At 61.9% G+C, this 853-nt stretch carries 1 protein-coding gene; it reads left to right on the top strand.

Going from position 1 to position 853, the window contains the following annotated elements; all coding sequences use genetic code 11:
- The first annotated feature begins 185 nt into the window (after nt 1–185).
- A complete protein-coding gene (locus IC50_RS35610) occupies nt 186–821 on the top strand; it encodes an HAD-IA family hydrolase (protein WP_035716100.1) in 636 nt (211 codons plus the stop codon).
- Nucleotides 822–853: the final 32 nt, after the last annotated feature.

Genomic DNA, 853 nt, shown 5'->3' with positions numbered 1-853 from the left:
CGGCGTGCCGCCGCCGACGATGGCGTGCGCGGGCGTGGCGAGCGGCAACGCCGCTATGATGAGAGTTGCAAGCTTCTTCATGGGAACACGCTTCGGCATTGGTGACGGCTGCGGGTTGCTTCGGACTGGCTCTTGCCGATAGCGCATGCTAGCCCTCTTGGAAAGGAATTGACGAGGGCAGGACATTGACGATCGAGGCTGTGGTCTTTGATTTTGGCGGCGTGCTGACGAGCTCACCATTCGAGGCGTTCACACGGTTCGAGACCGAGCGCGGCCTGCCCATCGACATCATCCGGCGCACCAACGCCGCCAACCACCTGGAGAACGCCTGGGCCAGGTTCGAGCGGGCCGAGGTGGACATCGACACCTTCGACGAATTGTTCGCCGCTGAATCACTCGCGCTTGGCGCCGAAGTGCGCGGACGTGACGTGCTGCCATTGCTCCAGGGCGATCTGCGGCCGGAGATGGTCGAGGCCTTGAAGCGGATCAAGGTGCAGTTCAAGACAGGCTGCATCACCAACAATCTGCCGGCGAATGCCATCGGCAGCATGACGGGACGCTCTCTCTACGTCGCCGAAGTGATGGTGCTGTTCGATCACGTCATCGAATCCGCCAAGATCGGCCTGCGCAAGCCCGACCCGCGCATCTACCAGATGATGGTCGAGACGCTGAAGGTTGATCCGGACAATTGCGTCTATCTCGACGATCTCGGCGTGAACCTGAAGCCCGCGCGCGAAATGGGCATGACCACGATCAAGGTGACGAGCGGCGCACAGGCGATCGCCGAACTCGAGAAGGCGACGGGGCTGAAGCTGGGGTAGTTCGACATACTCCGTCATTGCGAGCGCAGCGA

Source organism: Bradyrhizobium genomosp. I (2014) (assembly GCF_000261685.1).
In the GTDB taxonomy this organism is placed as follows: Bacteria; Pseudomonadota; Alphaproteobacteria; order Rhizobiales; family Xanthobacteraceae; genus Bradyrhizobium.
Note: the sequence above shows the minus strand (reverse complement) of the source record. Positions and strands in the feature narration are given on the sequence as shown.